This window comes from Flavobacterium sp., from assembly GCF_044361015.1.
Lineage (GTDB): Bacteria > Bacteroidota > Bacteroidia > Flavobacteriales > Flavobacteriaceae > Flavobacterium.
The window spans coordinates 65,188-83,472 of sequence record NZ_JBIKJL010000004.1 but is presented as its reverse complement, the minus strand read 5'-3'; the positions used below and the strand labels follow the sequence as shown (position 1 = coordinate 83,472).

At 33.7% G+C, this 18,285-nt stretch carries 14 protein-coding genes and 1 riboswitch; of the genes, 2 read left to right on the top strand and 12 right to left on the bottom strand.

Annotation, left to right across the window (positions count from 1 at the left end; genetic code table 11):
- Positions 1 to 88 precede the first annotated feature (88 nt).
- The 6 genes from dtd to ACIQ2Z_RS02790 all read right to left on the bottom strand — a co-directional run bounded on the left by dtd (position 89) and on the right by ACIQ2Z_RS02790 (position 5,516).
- Entirely contained in the window at positions 89 to 541 is a 453-nt protein-coding gene (gene dtd / locus ACIQ2Z_RS02815; RefSeq protein ID WP_396182650.1) for a D-aminoacyl-tRNA deacylase, read from the bottom strand.
- A gap of 21 nt (positions 542 to 562) precedes the next feature.
- Positions 563 to 1,531 carry a ribosome small subunit-dependent GTPase A gene (gene rsgA, locus ACIQ2Z_RS02810; RefSeq protein WP_396182649.1) on the bottom strand — a complete coding sequence of 323 codons (969 nt, stop codon included), beginning with the start codon at positions 1,529 to 1,531 and terminating at the stop codon, positions 563 to 565.
- A 26-nt stretch (positions 1,532 to 1,557) separates the two neighbouring features.
- A complete protein-coding gene (locus ACIQ2Z_RS02805; RefSeq protein WP_396182648.1) occupies positions 1,558 to 2,640 on the bottom strand; it encodes a chorismate mutase in 1,083 nt (360 codons plus the stop codon).
- Positions 2,641 to 2,705: 65 nt separating this feature from the next.
- A complete protein-coding gene (locus ACIQ2Z_RS02800; protein WP_396182647.1) occupies positions 2,706 to 3,545 on the bottom strand; it encodes a prephenate dehydrogenase in 840 nt (279 codons plus the stop codon).
- A gap of 1 nt (position 3,546) precedes the next feature.
- The gene (locus ACIQ2Z_RS02795; protein WP_396182646.1) at positions 3,547 to 4,692 is read right to left on the bottom strand and encodes a pyridoxal phosphate-dependent aminotransferase; all 1,146 of its coding nucleotides are present in this window, start codon (positions 4,690 to 4,692) and stop codon (positions 3,547 to 3,549) included.
- A complete protein-coding gene (locus tag ACIQ2Z_RS02790) occupies positions 4,689 to 5,516 on the bottom strand; it encodes a prephenate dehydratase (RefSeq protein ID WP_396182645.1) in 828 nt (275 codons plus the stop codon). Before ACIQ2Z_RS02790 ends, ACIQ2Z_RS02795 begins: the two co-directional genes overlap by 4 nt.
- A gap of 263 nt (positions 5,517 to 5,779) precedes the next feature.
- On the opposite strand from ACIQ2Z_RS02790, the gene gldA reads away from it, so the two are divergent.
- Positions 5,780 to 6,676 (top strand): gliding motility-associated ABC transporter ATP-binding subunit GldA, encoded by an 897-nt coding sequence (gene gldA / locus ACIQ2Z_RS02785; protein WP_396182644.1) that lies wholly within the window; start codon positions 5,780 to 5,782, stop codon positions 6,674 to 6,676.
- 3 nt (positions 6,677 to 6,679) lie between these two features.
- On the opposite strand, the gene ACIQ2Z_RS02780 is transcribed toward gldA, so the two are convergent.
- The 5 genes from ACIQ2Z_RS02780 to ACIQ2Z_RS02760 form a co-directional block, all read right to left on the bottom strand.
- The gene (locus tag ACIQ2Z_RS02780) at positions 6,680 to 7,417 is read right to left on the bottom strand and encodes a head GIN domain-containing protein (protein ID WP_396182643.1); all 738 of its coding nucleotides are present in this window, start codon (positions 7,415 to 7,417) and stop codon (positions 6,680 to 6,682) included.
- 3 nt (positions 7,418 to 7,420) lie between these two features.
- Positions 7,421 to 8,506 (bottom strand): acyloxyacyl hydrolase, encoded by a 1,086-nt coding sequence (locus ACIQ2Z_RS02775; RefSeq protein ID WP_396182642.1) that lies wholly within the window; start codon positions 8,504 to 8,506, stop codon positions 7,421 to 7,423.
- A 79-nt stretch (positions 8,507 to 8,585) separates the two neighbouring features.
- On the bottom strand, positions 8,586 to 9,542 hold the full coding sequence (metF, locus tag ACIQ2Z_RS02770) for a methylenetetrahydrofolate reductase [NAD(P)H] (RefSeq protein ID WP_396182641.1): 957 nt from the start codon (positions 9,540 to 9,542) through the stop codon (positions 8,586 to 8,588).
- A gap of 105 nt (positions 9,543 to 9,647) precedes the next feature.
- Positions 9,648 to 12,722: a vitamin B12 dependent-methionine synthase activation domain-containing protein gene (locus tag ACIQ2Z_RS02765; protein WP_396182640.1), complete on the bottom strand. Its 3,075-nt coding sequence runs from the start codon at positions 12,720 to 12,722 to the stop codon at positions 9,648 to 9,650.
- An 11-nt stretch (positions 12,723 to 12,733) separates the two neighbouring features.
- A complete protein-coding gene (locus tag ACIQ2Z_RS02760) occupies positions 12,734 to 13,711 on the bottom strand; it encodes a homocysteine S-methyltransferase family protein (protein ID WP_396182639.1) in 978 nt (325 codons plus the stop codon).
- A gap of 73 nt (positions 13,712 to 13,784) precedes the next feature.
- Positions 13,785 to 13,887, bottom strand: a riboswitch (SAM riboswitch).
- A gap of 356 nt (positions 13,888 to 14,243) precedes the next feature.
- Here ACIQ2Z_RS02760 and metK point away from each other — a divergent pair.
- Entirely contained in the window at positions 14,244 to 15,494 is a 1,251-nt protein-coding gene (metK, locus tag ACIQ2Z_RS02755; protein WP_396182638.1) for a methionine adenosyltransferase, read from the top strand.
- Positions 15,495 to 15,550: 56 nt separating this feature from the next.
- On the opposite strand, the gene ACIQ2Z_RS02750 is transcribed toward metK, so the two are convergent.
- Positions 15,551 to 18,277, bottom strand: a complete 2,727-nt coding sequence (locus tag ACIQ2Z_RS02750) for a carboxypeptidase-like regulatory domain-containing protein (RefSeq protein WP_396182637.1) — start codon at positions 18,275 to 18,277, stop codon at positions 15,551 to 15,553.
- Between the last annotated feature and the right edge of the window lie 8 nt (positions 18,278 to 18,285).

Below are 18,285 nucleotides of genomic sequence, written 5' to 3'. Positions count from 1 at the left end.
GAAATTCTTCGCCTATGATAAAAAATAAATTGTTATGTTTTCGGAAATTGTGGTTTACAAATATAAGAATTCTGATATAAAAAAAATATTATTCTTTATTTTTTGTATCTATTATAATTGTCACAGGCCCATCGTTAATAAGTCCCACTTTCATATCAGCCCCAAACTGACCGGTTTGAACATTTTTGCCTAAATCAAGTGTAATTTGATGTATGAATTTTTCATAAAGCGGAATGGCAATTTCGGGTTTTGCTGCTTTTATATAACTGGGTCTATTCCCTTTTTTGGTTGAAGCATGAAGTGTAAATTGACTAACAACAATAAGCTCTCCTGAAATTTCTTTAACCGAAAGATTCATCACACCATTAGCATCATCAAAAATTCTGAGGTTTACAATTTTTAACGAAAGCCATTCAATATCTTCATTCGTATCAGATTCTTCAATTCCCAAAAGAATTACTATTCCTTTTTGAATGGAAGCAACAATTTTTTCATCAATAGTAACAGAAGATTTTGAAACTCTTTGGAGGACTGTTTTCATTTTTTGGGTGATGGGAAAAGGTTACTCTAAATCCAAATTTCGTCCCTCAGCATAAATATCGTTACGGTATTGTTCTTCGTCGCCTTCCAAAATTTGAAGGTAACTTCTGTAACGGGACCAGGCAATTTTGTCTTCTTCTAATGCTTTTTTGATGGCACAATTCGGTTCCTCTTTGTGCAAACAATTGTTGAATTTACATTGGTCTTCCAACTTAAAAAACTCAGGAAAATAACCTTTTATTTCCTGTTTTTCCATATCTACAATTCCAAAACCGCGAATTCCTGGAGTATCGATTATTTTAGATCCAAAAGTCAAATCAAACATTTCAGCAAAAGTTGTTGTGTGTTGTCCTTGCTGGTGTAAATCAGATATTTCTTTGGTTTTTAAATTCAATGTTGGTTCCAAGGCATTTACTAAAGTGGATTTACCAACACCGGAATGACCGGAAAACATACAAACTTTCCCTTGCATCATTTCTTTTAATTTGTCTAATCCTTTTCCGTTTTTTGCAGAAACCCGCAAACAATCATATCCAATTTGAGTATAAACATGTTGTAAAAATAATTGTTCATCCGACATGGCCTCATCAAAAGTGTCAATCTTATTAAAAAGCAACACTGCTTTGATATGATAGGCTTCAGCAGTAACTAAAAATCGGTCAATAAAACTTGTAGTGGTAATTGGGTTATTGATAGTAACAATCAAAAAAACAATATCAATGTTCGAAGCAATGATGTGTGTTTGTTTAGAAAGATTGACTGATTTTCGTACAATATAATTTTTTCTATCATGAATATGATGAATGGAACCGGTAATAGCATCGGAAGTTTCGTCAATTTCAAAATCAACTACATCCCCTACTGCAATTGGATTTGTGCTTTTAATTCCTTTCATGCGGAATTTACCCTTAATCCGACAAACATAGATTTGATTATTATCGGCCTTAACGGTATACCAACTTCCTGTAGATTTATAAACGATTCCTGTCATGAAGCAAATATACGAGTTTTAGGGAATCAGGAATTGATAATCTTTTCTTGGTGACTGATACTTTCTTGGTGAATTGCTTTGAATAAATGAATAATAAACTCTTCGCTTAACCCTTTTTGGCTACCATCTAAAATCATTTTTTCCAATAATTCCTGCCACCGTTTGTTTTGTAAAACAGCCACATTTTTTTCTTTTTTCAGTACTCCGATTTTATCCGCAATTTTCATTCTGCTTCCTAAGGTTTCTAATAACTTACGATCAAAATCGTCAATTTGTGTTCGCAATTGATTCATTTGTTGATTAAATTCATCGGCTTCATCAGTTGTTTTTCGAACTTTTAACTCTTTAAAAATTTGTTTTAAAACAGTTGGTGTCACTTGCTGAGCCACATCACTCCAAGCATTATCAGGATCAATATGTGTTTCAATGATTAATCCGTCGTAATTTAAATCGAGTGCCTGTTGTGATACTTCTTGAATCATATCTCGCCGACCCGTAATGTGTGAAGGATCACAAATCAAGGGCAAATCAGGAAATTTATTTTGCAAATCGATAGCTATTTGCCATTCTGGATTATTGCGGTATTTTGTTTTATCATAGGTAGAAAATCCCCGGTGAATTACACCTAATTTTTTGATATTGGCATTGTACAAACGTTCCAATCCGCCAATCCACAAAGACAAATCGGGATTTACTGGATTTTTCAATAATACAATTTTATCCGTATTTTTTAATGCATCCGCTATTTCTTGAACAGCAAAAGGGTTTACAGTTGTTCGTGCTCCAATCCACAATACATCAATATCATGTTCAAGTGCTAACTGCACATGATTGGCATTAGCCACTTCAATAGCCATGAGTAATCCGGTTTCAGCTTTTGCTTTTAGCAACCATTTTAAACCAATTGCTCCAACTCCTTCAAATCCGCCGGGTCTGGTTCGTGGTTTCCAGATTCCCGCTCGAAAAATACTTACATCGGAATCTTTTAATTCGTGAGCAATTTTTAACACTTGTACTTCGGTTTCTGCACTGCATGGACCGGCAATTACTAACGGATGTTGTAATTGAAAATCGGTTAGCCAATTTTTTAAATTTTTGTCGTTTTCCATAGTTTCGGTTGTCGGTTATACGTTGTCTGTTGCCGTATAACGGACAAAAGACAACAGACAAACTTTTATTTTAAAATTTCTTTAATTCTGTTTGTGTTTTTCATTTCATTAGAAATGGCTTCATAGTCATCCGATTCTAAGAAAAATTTAAAGGATGATAAATTGGCGATGTATTCCTCTAATGATTTGATAATTTGTTTTTTATTTTGTTTAAAAATCGGTGTCCACATTGCAGGGGAACTTTTAGCTAATCGAACAGTACTTTCAAATCCGCTTCCGGCCATATCAAAAATATCTTTTTCGTCTTTTTCTTTTTCGATGACAGTTTTTCCAAGCATAAACGAACTGATGTGTGACAAATGTGACACATAAGCAATGTGTTTGTCGTGTGATTTTGGTTCCATATAGCGAATTCGCATCTTCAAATTTCGGAATAATTCTAATGCTTTTTCCTTTTTTTTATGGGATGTTTTTTCAATTTCGCATAGAATATTCACTTTGTCTTCAAATAAATTTTCGATTGCTGCTTTTGGTCCAGAAAATTCGGTTCCTGCGATGGGATGTGTGGCTAAAAAACTGTCTCTTTTGGGATGATTTTCCACTGTATCACAAATCGGTTTTTTGGTTGAACCTACGTCAATAACAATCGTATTTTCTGAAATGATATCCAAAATTTTAGGCAAAAGTACTAAAGCCACATCAACCGGAACAGCCAAAATGACAAAATCACCATCAAAGCCATCGTCAAATTCACCTTTTTGATGAACTAATCCTAATGATAAAGCTTCGTTGAGATGATTTTCATTTGAATCAATTCCAACAATCACAGCATTTTCATATAATCGTTGAATGTCCAAAGCCATTGAACCGCCAATTAATCCTAAACCTACTATATATATTTTCATCTTAAAATCGTGCTAGAGCTTCTTTAATTTTTTCTTCTTCAATACACAACGAAAATCGAATATATCCTTCGCCATTACTGCCAAAAATTGTTCCAGGTGTAATGAAAACGTTCTTTTCAATCAAAATTTCATCGACAAATGCTTCGGATGAAAGGGAGCCTTTTGGAAGTTTCGCCCAAATGAATAATCCCACACTTTTTTTATCATATGAACAACCTAATTTTTCAACCAATTCAAAAAGTATATTTCTTCTTTTTGAATAGACCTCATTTTGACTTTCAAACCAATTTTTATCCAACCTTAATGCTTCGATTGCTCCTTTTTGAATGCCATAAAACATACCGCTATCCATATTGCTTTTGACTTTTAAAACGGCGGAAATAAATTCATTTTTACCCAAAATCATTCCCACTCGCCAACCTGAAATATTGAATGATTTGCTCAAGGAATTGAGTTCCATTGCTACATCTTTTGCTCCTTCCACTTGAAGAATCGATATCGGATTGTCATTTAAAACAAAACTATACGGATTATCATTAACAATTAAAATGTGGTATTTTTTCCCGAAAGTAATTAATTTTTCAAAAACTTCCATCGTGGTATTCACTCCAGTTGGCATGTGCGGATAACAAACCCACATGATTTTGACTTTGGATAAATCTAATTTTTCGAGAGCTTCAAAATCGGGAAGCCAATTATTCTCTTCTAATAAATCATAATAAATGGGTTTTGCTTGAACTAATTCGGTTACGGCTGCGTAAGTCGGATAGCCCGGATTCGGAATTAAAACCTCATCTAATTTATTCAAAAAAGCCATTGAAACGTGCATTATTCCTTCTTTTGAACCCATTAAAGGCAAAACTTCTGAAGCAAAATCCATCGAAACATTAAATTGATTTTGATAGAATATGGCCATTGCTTTACGTAATTCCGGCAAACCCTGATAGCTTTGGTATTCGTGAGCTTTTTTATCGTTCATCGAATTTTGAATAGCATTGACCACAGAACTATGTGGCAACAAATCCGGACTTCCGATTCCCATATTAATAATCGGTTTTCCCTCGGAAATCAGTTGATTGACTTCTCGCAACTTTTTAGAAAAATAATATTCTTGAACCGAATTCAAACGTTCTGCTGTTGTTATCATAGTCGGGCATATTTATATTCACCTAATACTTTAAAATGTCTAGTCATTTGTTTTAAATTTCTTTTTGCATGTTCATAAAATTCATATTTTTCAAAAACCACGTCGATAAAAAATGAATATTGAAAAGGTGTTTCAATGATTGGTAACGATTGTATTTTAGTCATATTCAATTGGCAGTCGTAAATCATTTTCAAAACAATTGCTAAGTTGCCGGGTTTATCTTCCAATTCAAATTTAAGAGAAGCTTTGTTGATTTCATTTTTCGGAATTTCTTTATTAATCGATTTTACAATAACAAAACGTGTCGTATTATTTTTTACAGTGTGAATACCGTTTTCCATTATTTCCAAATCATATAATTCTGCCGCTTTTTTACTCGCAATGGCGGCAACTCCAGCCAACTTTTGTTCTTGAATGCGTTTGGCTGTTTCAGCGGTATCACTACTTTCAATTAATTTTATGTGCGGATAATTCGAAAAGAAAACAGCACACTGTAGCAAAGCCATCGGGTGTGATTGAACTTCTGTTATATCCTGAATCGTTTGACCTTTTAACGCTAAAAGATTGTGATGAATGTCTAAATAATATTCTCCAATAATATGCAAATTATTAGCATCGATTAAAGCATAATTTGGAATAATAGATCCGGCAATGGAATTTTCGAGAGCCATAATACCTTTGCTTGACTTATCATTGATGACATTTTTGACTAATTTTTCAAACGACATGCATTCTTCCAAATCAATAGACTCAGAAAAATAATTTTCTGCCACCTGATGATGAAATGAACCTTTGATGCCTTGAATTACAATTTTTGTAATCATATTTGGAAAAAAAAATCCCGACTCAATGAATCGGGATTTATATTGTTTTGAATTAAAAAATTTACCTTACATAACACAATGCCAATCCCGCCTTTTTCCCAAAGAAAAAATAAAAGAAGTTAGTATAATAAAACGTGTTGTGTGAAATCATCTTTATGTTGTGATTTAGTTTTGCTAATATAGGGAAATATTCTAACAAAAATACTTTTCTGAAAAAAAATGAGTTAAATAAAAAACTATACTTTTGCTGTAAATTTGTAATTATGTCTATTGAAGTCAAAAATATTTCTAAAATTTATGGAGATCAAAAAGCATTGGACAACATTTCATTTTCTGTAAAAAACGGAGAAATTGTTGGCTTTTTAGGTCCAAATGGTGCCGGAAAATCTACTTTAATGAAGATTTTGACAACGTATATCACAGCTGATGAAGGAAGTGCTTCTGTAAACGGCTTAGATGTTATTTCCTCTAAAAAAGAAGTTCAGAGAATAGTCGGTTATTTGCCGGAACACAATCCGTTATATTTAGACTTATATGTCCGTGAATATTTAGCCTTTAATGCGGATGTGTATAAAATTGATAAATCCCGAATCCAAGAAGTGATTGAATTAACCGGATTGACTCCAGAAAGCAATAAAAAGATAGGTCAATTGTCAAAAGGTTACCGTCAAAGGGTTGGATTAGCCACGGCACTATTACATAATCCTGATGTTTTGATTTTAGATGAGCCTACAACAGGTTTAGATCCAAATCAATTAGTAGAAATCCGAGAACTTATTAAGAATATCGGAAAAGACAAAACCGTTTTTCTTTCTACGCATATCATGCAGGAAGTGGAAGCCATTTGCGACCGTGTGATTATTATTAATCACGGAAAAATTGTGACGGATAAAAAACTGGATAAACTTATTTCAGAAGAACAGGAACAAGTGATTGAAGTAGAATTTGACAAAGCTGTTTCAACTGAATTATTGGCTATGTTGCCAAATTTTAAATCGGCTACAAATACACATGATTTAATTTGGGAATTAACCTTTATCTCTGCTGAAGATATGCGTTCTAAATTATTTGATTTTGCAAATGAAAATTGTTTAAAAACCTTGCAATTGAATTTGAAAAGCAAAAACTTAGAGCAGATTTTCAGAGAAAAGACAAAATAATTATTAATTATAAATAAGTTTACCGTAATAATGTTGTATTACATTTACCATTGGTGGTGTATTATAAAGCACTAAATTACCGGTACTGAATAGCTCTCCTTCGACACTTTCAATTGGATTAATATGCATGTCATTTGAACCACGATGAAATAGTTGCACGTTTTTTATTTCCAAATTTAGTGCTTCAATCCGACCATTTCCATCATAAAAATTGAGTAAGGCCTCTTGTGTCTTTCCGGAAATATAAAACCTCGAAACATTATTATTCTCGATCACTAATTGTCCGTTATCAAGTTGAAAGATAAAATCACCTGTTCCGGCACCTTCACTTAAATCCATTGAAATAAGCCGTAAAATTGGGAAAGTAATTATTCCATCCGATTTAATTTCCTGTTCGGTTCTCGAGTGAATTTCAACAATATTTGGAGCAGTTATAAAAACTGTGGTTTCCCCATAATCGCGTACCCAATTACAAGTTGTATTATCTCTAAATGTCAATACATTCTCTTGAAAAACAGCTGAAATATCATCAATCAAATTTTCACCTGAACGAATTTCAACTTTATATTCGGGCCCTTCTTTAACTACTAAACCAATGCCGGCATAAACATAAATCACATCAAATGGCGTCGCCGGGATTTCCTTTGTAACCATTTGACCGGTTGATTTTATACATTCTCCGGGTTTTTCACAACTGAAAAGTAAAAATGAAACAACACTGATAAAAAATATTTTTTTCATAAATTATAATCTTACACCAACAACAAATTCCATCGCTTCTGCTAAAAAAATATGAGTTTTTACCGATAATCCTGTATATATTTTTTTAGTTATATAGTATTTCATTCCTAGCCGATCATAAACAGGAATGTCCGATTTATAAGGTTGATAAACATAAAAGCCTAATTGTGCTTCGAGCGAAATTCGGTTAATAAATAATTCATATCCAACGAAAATACCTCCTCTTTTAAAATCTGTATCGGTTGTTACATTCTCTTCAGGATAAGCAATTGATTGGTATTTTATAAATTCTTTATACGAATATGTCAAGAAAATTTCTGTCCCTAGTTGAATAGCACTTTTTCTGCTTAATCGTTTGTCAGCATAAAAGCCAACGTGAAAAAATGGCTTTTGACCACTAGCAATTATTGGGCTTTCACTCATACCCGTTCGTAAAACAACATTATATTTAATTGGTTCCGTAAATTTAACTTTTGGAAGGGTATCAATTTGTTTTTCTAATGGTTCCTCAAAATTATAAGAAAGGCCAACATTAATTGCATATGAATTGACCCCACTATTAGGAGACTTAATTCTTCCATTTGAAAAATGAGTAAATAGAAATCCGGCTTGAAAATCAACCTTATCAAAAAGACGTGTTTTGTAATTTATTGCAAAATTAGTATTGGCTACAAATCTAGACCCAAATGCTGAATTTTTACTATTGGTTTCTTTATCGTGAGGTTTGGTTGTATATGCAATTCCCTCCCCTATTTTGAAATATACTTTTCTATTCAAAAAATAGAAATGATATTGAGCTCCAACACCATAAACTTTACCTAAAATATCATTTTTAAAGTCCTGATAAATAAAATAAGCTCCATAATCCGGAAAGTCAAATTCTCTTTCCCATTCTTCGTAGCCGTATGTTTTTTTGTACAAGCTAACTAAAACACCATCCGGATGACCATTTAGAAAATGCTGTAAATCATCCGTATGAGGCATTACATTACCTGTAAAATAATTCACATCCAATGCCATAGTCTCTGTTTTTTCCTGAGCTAAAAGAGATGCCGAAAAAAGCAGCAATACAAAATAAAATTTCCTCATTCTAAAAGTAATTCCGACAAATATAACAGAATATTTTTGGTTCGGAAATTTAAAAGCATTCTAATGCTCGAGTTATGAATTAAAAAATTTCTTTTGCGATGGATTTGATATTTTCTGCTTTCCCCATCGAATAATAATGCAACACCGGAATTCCAGCCGCCACTAATTCTTTACTTTGTTGCAAACACCATTCTATACCAATTTGTTTAACATCCTCATTATCTTTGGCTTTTACAATAGCCATTATTAAATCATCCGGCAATTCAATACTGAAGCGATGCGGAATTAAATTCAATTGTTTTTTGGTAGCAATCGGTTTTAAACCCGGAATAATTGGCACAGTAATACCTGCTGCTCTGCATTTTTTAACAAAATCGAAAAATCTGTTGTTGTCAAAAAACATTTGTGTAATGACATAATCAGCTCCATTTTTGATTTTTTGTTTCAAAAAGTGAATATCACTGTCTAAACTTGGTGCCTCCATGTGTTTTTCAGGATAACCTGCCACACCAATACAAAAATTAGTTTTAGCTGAATTTTTTAAATCTTCATCCAAGTAAATCCCATTATTCAAATTACTGATTTGTGACACCAATTCTGTTGCATATTCATTTCCTTCTTTTTCAGGTCTAAAGTAGGTTTCATTTTTCAACGCATCGCCACGAAGGGCTACTACATTGTCGATTCCTAGAAAATCTAAATCGATTAATAAATTTTCCGTGTCTTCTTTGGTAAAACCGCCACACAAAATATGCGGAATGGCATCTACACCATATTTATTTTGAATTCCTGCACAAATTCCAACCGTTCCGGGGCGTTTTTTTACAATTTTCTTTTGTAATAATCCGCTTGGTAATTCCTTGAATTCATATTCCTCCCGATGATAGGTTACATCAATAAAAGGTGGATTAAATTCCATCAAAGGATCAATTGAATCAAAAATAGATTGAATATTTTGACCTTTCAAAGGAGGTAAAATTTCAAAAGAAAATAAGGGTTTACCGTTGGCGTTTTCGATATGTTGGGTTACTTTCATGAGCCTCCCCCTTCCCCTCCAAAGGAGGGGTGACTGAAGCGGGTAATCAGTTTTATTAAATTAATATTCATTTTTCAATTTTAGGACTCCTCCCCTTCGGGGAGGTTAGGAGGGGCTTATATTCGGCGAAAGCCATTTCATCGCCATTTCTACACTAATATTTCTTCGTTTTGCGTAATCTTCTACTTGGTCTTTTTTGATTTTTCCTAATCCGAAATATTTGCTTTCCGGATGAGCAAAATAATAGCCTGAAACCGATGATGCGGGCCACATGGCCATACTTTCGGTCAGTTTTACACCTATTTTTTCTTCTACATTTAATAGTTTCCAAATGGTTGGTTTTTCCAAATGATCCGGACATGCAGGATAGCCCGGAGCAGGACGGATTCCTGTGTAGTTTTCTTTGATTAAATCCTCATTGGATAATTTTTCATTAGAGGCATAACCCCAAATTTCTTTTCGCACTTTTAGATGTAAATATTCAGCAAAAGCTTCTGCCAGTCGGTCGCCCAAAGCTTTTACTAAAATAGAATTATAGTCGTCTAATTGGTTTTCAAATTCTGATGCTTTTTCATCCACACCAAAACCGGTTGTGACACAAAAACAGCCGATGTAATCTTGGATTTCAGACTCTTTCGGGGCGATGAAATCGGCAAGAGCAATATTTGGTACACCAGCGGTTTTCAAACTTTGTTGGCGTAAAGTAAGAAGATGGAAGATGGAAGATGGAAGACTAGCTTCTATATCATCATCATTAATTGAATTCGCGGGAAAAATTCCTAGAATTCCTTTAGCGGTAAGCCATTTTTCATTGACGATTTGTTCCAACATTTTTCGAGCATCTGAAAATAAATGAGTAGCTTGTTCTCCAACCACTTCATCAGTTAAAATAGCCGGATATTTTCCGAATAATTCCCACGATTGGAAAAAGGGTGTCCAATCGATAAAATCGACTAATTCGGATAATTCAACATCAACAACTTTGGTCCCAATAAAATTGGGTTTCGTTGGATGATAATTTTTCCAATCGAGTAGTAATTTATTTTTTCTTGCTTCAGTAATCGATAAGAAATTCTTTTCTCTACTCCTATTTAAATAACCTTCCCGCAGTTGGTCATACTCCTCGCGAACCGTTTTTGCATAAACTTTTTTTGTTTCCGGCTGCAATAAATTTGTTGCAACAGTTACCGCACGCGATGCATCATTCACATGCACAACGGTTTCTTTATATTCGGGTGCTATTTTCACAGCTGTATGAGCACGTGAGGTCGTTGCGCCGCCAATCATGATTGGGATTTTGATATTTAGCTTATCCATTTCTTTGGCTAAATAAACCATTTCATCCAATGACGGTGTGATTAATCCACTCAAACCGATGATATCAACGTTTTCACGTATAGCTGCTTCAATGATTTTTTCGGGCGGAACCATTACGCCTAAATCGATGATTTCAAAATTGTTGCATGCCAAAACGACCGCAACAATATTTTTACCAATGTCATGTACATCGCCTTTTACCGTTGCCATTAACACTTTGCCGGCCCCCCCCGCCCCCGAAGGGGAAGCTACCAAGTTTGCGGATATTCTTTCAATGACTTTTTCAATTTCAAACAACACTTCTTCATTTTTAAATCTAATAACTCTATACCCTTGAGAAAGCAACCATTTTGTTCTTTCAACATCACTTGCTTGGTTTTCTGGTAACTGATGATTACTTCCATCAACTTCAATTATTAAATTTGATTTCAAACAAATAAAATCAGCAATATAATTTCCTATAATATGTTGTCTTCTAAATTTGTGTCCATCAATGCCTTTATTGGACAAAATATTCCAAAGCATTTTTTCTGCTTCTGTTGGTTTATTTCTCATTTCTCGAGCAAACTGTTTTAACAATCCATAATTATAAGGATTTGCAGTTGCCCAATATTGTGACGTTTTTACTCCCCCTTTGGGGGTTGGGGGGCTAATAAAAGGAAGCAAATAAGCCACTGCTTTTTTCATTACACGAGCCGATTTTACTACTTGTGGTAAAAACATTTTTCCACTACCAAATAAATCGCCTACGACATTCATTCCTGCCATTAAATTGATTTCAATGACTTCGATTGCTTTTGAAGCATTTATTCTGGCTTCTTCCACATCTATTTCAATGAATTCATCAATTCCCTTGACTAATGAATGCGTTAATCTTTCTTGAACAGAACTATTTCGCCACTCTTGAATGGCTTTTTCATTGACTTTGAAATCGCCCTTATAACTCTCGGCTAAAGCCAAAAGCAATTCAGTAGCATCTTCTCTTCGATTTAATAAAACATCTTCAACATGTTCTAATAATTTTTTATCGATTTCATCATAGATCTCGAGCATTTCCGGATTTACAATTCCCATTGTCATTCCATTTTGAATAGCGTGATAAAGGAAAGCAGAATGCATCGCTTCACGCACTTTGTCGTTTCCACGAAAAGAAAAAGAAACATTACTTACTCCGCCTGAAATATTAGCGTGCGGTAAATTTTCTCGAATCCATTTTGTAGCTCTGAAAAAATCTAATGCGTTTAATTTATGTTCCTCCATTCCTGTAGCAACAGGGAAAATATTGGGGTCAAAAATGATGTCTTCGGCTGGAAAGCCAACTTTATCAACTAAAATATCATAACTTCTTTTGCAAATTTCGATACGTCTTTCATAGGTGTCAGCTTGACCGTTTTCGTCAAATGCCATTACGATAACTGCTGCCCCGTAACGTTTGATTAATTTGGCCTGATGGATAAAAGTTGATTCACCTTCTTTTAAGGAAATGGAATTGACGACTCCTTTCCCTTGAATTACTTTTAATCCGGCTTCGATGATTTCCCATTTGGAACTGTCAATCATCACCGGAACTCTTGCAATATCAGGTTCGGCAGCGATTAAATTTAAGAATTTGGTCATAGCATAAACACCATCTAACATTCCTTCATCCATGTTCACGTCGATGATTTGAGCTCCTCCTTCCACTTGTGCTCGGGCAATGTCGAGAGCTTCATCGTACTTCTCTTCTTTAATTAAGCGAAGAAATTTTCGAGAGCCGGTGACGTTGGTTCGTTCGCCCACATTAATAAAATTGGATTCCGGAGATACAATCAACGGTTCCAATCCTGAAAGTTTTAAATATTTTTTACAATCTGATTCAGGCATTATATCTTTTCTTAAATTTGTCTGGGTTTAAATTCGTTGGCCACTTCAGCAATCAATTTAATGTGTTCCGGAGTTGTACCGCAACAACCACCGATGATATTTACCAAATTATCTTGTAAATATTCACGGATTAACGCTTGCATTTCTTCAGGTGTTTGATCATAGTGTCCAAAAGCGTTAGGTAAACCTGCGTTTGGATGAGCTGAAATATTTAACTGCGTATTAATCGCCAAACGTTTTAAGTAAGGCTTCAACTGATCTGCACCCAATGCACAATTAAAACCAATGCTTAAAAGTGGAATATGTGAAATGGAAATTAAGAAAGCTTCCACAGTTTGACCCGAAAGTGTGCGTCCCGATGCATCAGTAATAGTGCCTGAAACCATAACTGGTATTTCAAGATTTCTTTCTTCTTTTACCTCTTCAATGGCAAAAAGAGCCGCTTTGGCATTTAATGTGTCAAAAATGGTTTCAACTAATAAAACATCACAACCTCCATCGATGAGAGCTTCTACTTGTTGTTTGTAAGCAATCCGTAAATCATCAAATGTAACGGCACGGAATCCTGGGTCATTCACATCCGGACTCATGGATGCGGTTCGGTTTGTTGGACCTATTGAACCGGCAACAAAACGAGGTTTATCGGTGAATTCAACTGCTACTTCGCGGGCGATTTTTGCGGATTGATAGTTGAGTTCGTAAACCAAATCTTCTAGGTGATAATCTGCCATTCCGATAGTAGTTCCGGAAAAAGTGTTGGTTTCTACAATATCAGCCCCCGATTGGAAATAAGCTCGATGTACTGCTTTTACCGCTTCGGTTTGTGTAATGGAAAGTAAGTCGTTGTTTCCTTTTAATGGATGTGGAAAATCTTTAAATCGTTCGCCACGAAAGTCTTCTTCTGAGAAATTGTAGCGTTGCAGCATCGTTCCCATTGCTCCATCGAGGACAAGGATTTTACTTTTTAATTCTTCTTCAATTTTTGACATAAAATATTTTTAACCCATTAAAGGATTTGAAATTAAAATACAAGGTTATCTGAAAAGGAGAGAGAATTTCTCGTGGTTATCTGTTTCGCCGTGACGAATAGAATGTAGCACCTTCTACAGTTGCAGGGTTGCTAAGCTTTCACAGGGTCTAATCCCTCCGGCTTTCGTGATAACAATCAGTATGTGTATGAACAGTGCAAAGGTATAAAGAAAAATTAGTTTATGAAATTTTTTCTAAAATAATTATATTTATTAATTAAAATAATTTATAAATCTACAATATTGCATTTTAATAAATTTATTTTCTGTTTTATTAAACTTGACAGATTAAATGACCGCATATATTAAAATGATAAAAATCAAATATTGTTTTTTCAATTCAAATAGTCTTTATACATTTGCACTCGAAATAAAGAGGAAAAATTTGAACTGATTGCAACCTCGTAAAAAAATGCTAAAGCAGAAACTCTTCTTTAGTTATTCCTTGCAATTCATTTTTTTCTTTAATTTAATTAATTAATAAAAATTTATTATGGCTTATTTATTTACGTCAGAATCAGTGAGTGAAGGGCATCCTGACAAAGTAGCTGATCAAATTTCAGACGCATTAATCGACAATTTTTTAGCTTTCGACCCTGAATCAAAAGTGGCTTGCGAAACTTTGGTTACAACCGGACAAGTAATTCTTGCCGGAGAAGTAAAATCAAATACTTACCTAGATGTTCAAACTATTGCTAGAGATGTAATCAAAAAAATAGGCTACATAAAAAGTGAGTACATGTTTGAAGCTAATTCTTGTGGAGTACTTTCGGCTATACATGAACAATCAGCAGATATTAATCAAGGCGTTGACCGAGCAAATAAAGAAGAGCAAGGTGCGGGTGACCAAGGGATGATGTTTGGATATGCAACGAATGAAACAAATAATTATATGCCTTTGGCGTTAGATATTGCCCATGCCTTATTAATAGAATTGGCAAATTTGAGGAGAGAAAATTCTGAAATTACTTATTTACGCCCCGATGCAAAATCACAGGTTACTTTAGAATATTCAGATGATAACAAACCTCAACGAATTGATGCCATTGTCATTTCAACTCAACATGATGATTTTGCTAATGAAGCAACAATGTTAGCTAAAATTAAGAGTGATTTAATTTCGATTTTAATTCCGAGAATAAAAGCAAAATATCCTCAATATGCTCATTTCTTCAATGATAATATTACTTATCACATTAATCCAACCGGAAAATTTGTAATTGGTGGACCACATGGCGATACGGGTTTAACCGGCAGAAAAATTATCGTAGATACTTATGGCGGTAAAGGAGCTCATGGTGGTGGAGCATTTTCAGGGAAAGACCCATCAAAAGTTGACCGTTCTGCTGCTTACGCAACTCGTCATATTGCTAAAAACTTAGTTGCTGCCGGATTGTGTGACGAGATTTTAGTTCAGGTTTCGTATGCCATTGGCGTTGCAAAACCAACTTCTATCAATGTAAATACGTATGGCACATCAAAAGTAAATTTAAAAGATGGAGAAATCAGTAAAATTGTGGAAGAAATTTTTGATATGCGTCCCTATTTTATTGAACAACGATTAAAATTAAGAAATCCTATTTACAGTGAAACTGCGGCTTACGGACACATGGGAAGAACACCTGAGACAGTTACCAAAACGTTTAAACTGCCAAATGGCGAAGATAAAACGATGACTGTTGAATTGTTTACTTGGGAAAAATTAGATTTTGTCAATCAAGTGAAAAGTGCTTTTGGATTATAATTCAAAGCCAATTATTTATAGAAAACCCTGAATATTCATATAGTCAGGGTTTTTTATTATAAATTATATTTTAAAGAAAACACTACATATCTTGGTTGGACTAAATACTCTGAAGTTCTAAAACTTGTTTGATTAAAACTGTCATCGTTTAATGATTTTGTATCTAATAAATTAGTTACTCCAACTCTATATTCCATTTTTGCATCTTTTTTTCGATAACTCAAACTTGTATTTAAAAAATCATAAGTGTTATTTACCGTTTTGGATGAATTAGTATATTGATAATAATCATAATCCAAATTAAAAGAAAAAGCATCAAGAAAAAAGTAATCTAACTTTGCAAATGGTTGTTGCGTTTTAAAAGTTATTCCCTGATAATCATTAAGCGTTACGGTATATCCTAGTTCTAGATTAGGCCAAGTTTTAAATTGAGTCCCCAATGATGCACGATACGTTTGACTAAATGATTCTGTTGTTTGAATAAAATCAAATTCCGAATTAGTTGGGTTTGAAGGATTGACCCTTAGCGTATTAAATTTTGACCAATTCATGTTTAAACCAATATTGCCTTTATAATATTTCAAAAATGAACGCTGATAACCTACCATTCCATTGATGCTTTCATTTTCGAAATCTGCATTCATTTTTTCACTGGTTTGGTAAATTCCGTTAAAAAAAGCTCTATTGATAACCGGATCTGTAGTTTTTACATAATTTAAATTTCCAAAAATCGTCGTATAATTGAACAAATTATATTTAAAATATCGTAAGGAGTGAGTTTGTTGCAATGCATTTTCCAGCATACGATTTCCTCTGTTAATGGAATTAAAATTACTGAAAGTAAACCCTTGAGCAAATGAATTGATATCGCTAAAAACATTGTTCATCCTGTACGTATATGTCAGTGATTCTGATTTTTTTATTTGATATTGAGCAAAAACATCAGGTAAAACTCTTGAAAAATCATCATTCACTTTTGTTTCTAATTGCTCATTAAAAGTAGTATATTGGTGAAAACTTATTCCCGGATTGAAGGTAAATTTACCGGTTATAAATTTATAATGTGCTCCTAAATAAGCATCATTAAAACTATACCGAACATCATTTTTATAGGCCTCATCTTCTAATGTCAAGGAGGATCCATTATCTAATATTTGAAAAATAGATGAATTATAACTTTGGTAAGAATAAGTGTTTCCAACAGTGATATTTAGGTTGCTTTTAGCAGTAAGAGAATAATAATAATCTGCTTTGGCATCAATTCTATTTGTTTTGACAAAACGGGTTTGATTGATATTATAAAAACTTTGATTATCATCAAAACCTACAAGAATTGGAAACGGATTATTTACCAATTTTGGATTGTACAAAGGGTCCTCATCTTGATATAAATGCTGTACTTCAAATGCCCAAGTACTTTTTTCGTTTTGTGTCCAAAATATATTTAAACTTTGATTTAACGACAAAGGATCTTGTTTTTTGAATGAATTTATCGAATTAAACGTTTCTACATTATTTGTAATGGAAGTTGTTTCTACCAAGTTTGTTTCTTCTTGATTTGAACGTTTTAAGGATATGTCATAATCAAACTGAAAACTAGCACTTGGTTTATATTTTGAACCTATTTTAAAAATAGCCAAATTATTAGTCAAATTAGAAATGTCGCTTCTGTTTTCCTTAGTTTCGACTTCAGTAGAATTTGGCTCATAATACTCATTTCTTGATTGTGTATTCATCTTTGTTTTATCAGATGAAATAACGGCAAATCCACTTAGATTCCAAGTTTTAGACATTTGTTGGGTTACGTTTGCAGCTCCAAATTTTGTATCAATTTCTTCTGCCCGGTCGTTTCGTTGAGTAGAAATACCTAAATCATTAGAAGAAACATTGAAATTAGTTCCATTTCTACCAATCGTATTTCGAGAACCGCCTGTCAACCTAAAATAATCCCGTAAAGAAAAAGGTACATCGCCAATATTATTAAAATTACTCAAAACATTGATGCTTGTTTTCGGACTGTAATAAAACAATTTTGGATTGATTATATAACGCTCATCAGGACCAATTCCGGCAGAAATATCTCCAAACCAGAATTTATTTTTCCCCTTTTTAAGTTTGATATTGATTGCGATATCATCGTTGTTATTTTCTAATCCACGCAACTGGCTAACTTCGGAGTAATTTCTTAATACTTGAACTTTGTCAACAGCATCAGACGGAATATTTTTGGCTCCTAATTTTGTGTCTCCTTCAAAAAACTTTTTCCCATCAACGAGTAATTGCGTTACTTTTTTACCTTCTACCTCAATTTCACCGTCAGCGTTTACTTCAACTCCAGGAAGCTTTTTGAGCACATCTTCCAGTTTTTTTTCTGTCCCGGTTTTAAAGGAATCAGCATTATAAATAATAGTATCTCCTTTGATGGAAACCGGCATTTCATGAACCACTTCTACCCCTTCTAAATTTACATCTCCTTCTTTTAAAGTAAATGCCTTTTGAAAATTTTCGGTTTTTGTTTCAAGTGAAACATCTAAAGTTTGAAAACCAATATAACTGATTTTTATTTTATAATTAGAATTCGGCTTTAGATTGAGTTGAAATCTTCCTTTATCATTGGTTATTCCATACGAATCCATCGCTTTAGTATCTTGATTAATAGCCATTACATTAGCCATTTCAAGCGGATTTCGCAATGTATCCTGAACAACACCATCTAATCGAATGGATTGACCTTGAACTATTAATGAAGTAAGTAAAAAAAGAAAAAGTAGTTTTTTAGTCATTACTAAAA

Coding starts and splice junctions, on each gene's coding strand:
- rsgA (WP_396182649.1), bottom strand. CDS start 1,531: ATGACAGGAATCGTTTATAAATCTACAGGAAGTTGGTATACCGTTAAG.
- ACIQ2Z_RS02795 (WP_396182646.1), bottom strand. CDS start 4,692: ATGATAACAACAGCAGAACGTTTGAATTCGGTTCAAGAATATTATTTT.
- metK (WP_396182638.1), top strand. CDS start 14,244: ATGGCTTATTTATTTACGTCAGAATCAGTGAGTGAAGGGCATCCTGAC.
- ACIQ2Z_RS02790 (WP_396182645.1), bottom strand. CDS start 5,516: ATGATTACAAAAATTGTAATTCAAGGCATCAAAGGTTCATTTCATCAT.
- ACIQ2Z_RS02780 (WP_396182643.1), bottom strand. CDS start 7,417: ATGAAAAAAATATTTTTTATCAGTGTTGTTTCATTTTTACTTTTCAGT.
- ACIQ2Z_RS02765 (WP_396182640.1), bottom strand. CDS start 12,722: ATGCCTGAATCAGATTGTAAAAAATATTTAAAACTTTCAGGATTGGAA.
- ACIQ2Z_RS02750 (WP_396182637.1), bottom strand. CDS start 18,277: ATGACTAAAAAACTACTTTTTCTTTTTTTACTTACTTCATTAATAGTT.
- ACIQ2Z_RS02775 (WP_396182642.1), bottom strand. CDS start 8,506: ATGAGGAAATTTTATTTTGTATTGCTGCTTTTTTCGGCATCTCTTTTA.
- ACIQ2Z_RS02800 (WP_396182647.1), bottom strand. CDS start 3,545: ATGAAAATATATATAGTAGGTTTAGGATTAATTGGCGGTTCAATGGCT.
- gldA (WP_396182644.1), top strand. CDS start 5,780: ATGTCTATTGAAGTCAAAAATATTTCTAAAATTTATGGAGATCAAAAA.
- ACIQ2Z_RS02805 (WP_396182648.1), bottom strand. CDS start 2,640: ATGGAAAACGACAAAAATTTAAAAAATTGGCTAACCGATTTTCAATTA.
- dtd (WP_396182650.1), bottom strand. CDS start 541: ATGAAAACAGTCCTCCAAAGAGTTTCAAAATCTTCTGTTACTATTGAT.
- metF (WP_396182641.1), bottom strand. CDS start 9,542: ATGAAAGTAACCCAACATATCGAAAACGCCAACGGTAAACCCTTATTT.
- ACIQ2Z_RS02760 (WP_396182639.1), bottom strand. CDS start 13,711: ATGTCAAAAATTGAAGAAGAATTAAAAAGTAAAATCCTTGTCCTCGAT.